This is a genomic window from Sedimentibacter sp. B4 (assembly GCF_000309315.1).
Lineage (GTDB): Bacteria > Bacillota > Clostridia > Tissierellales > Sedimentibacteraceae > Sedimentibacter > Sedimentibacter saalensis.
This window is the reverse complement of sequence record NZ_CANG01000240.1, coordinates 1-259: the sequence shown is the minus strand read 5'-3', so window position 1 is coordinate 259 and position 259 is coordinate 1. Positions and strand designations below refer to the sequence as shown.

At 70.3% G+C, this 259-nt stretch carries 1 protein-coding gene; it reads left to right on the top strand.

The annotated features are described in order from the left end of the window. A partial coding sequence (locus BN358_RS23235; RefSeq protein ID WP_157593372.1) for a hypothetical protein occupies positions 1–259 on the top strand: 259 nt, incomplete at both ends.

Sequence of the window (259 nt, the reverse complement as noted above, 5' to 3'; positions counted from 1 at the left end):
GGATCTTCACCCACTTCCCGCCCGTCGACACCTACAACGCGTCGCTGTCGGCCGAGGAGCTGCTCCGCTCCGAGCGCACGTTCGCGGAAAGAGGCGCGGCCACCGTCTCCCTGGCACCCTTCGGGTACGGCGACGGGGGTGGCGGGCCAACGCGCGAGATGCTTCAGTCGGCGCGCCGGTTCGCCGACATCGAGGGCGCGCCGAGGGTCGAGCTGTCCACCCCGCAGCGGTTCTTCGAGGAGGCGATCTCCGAATACCC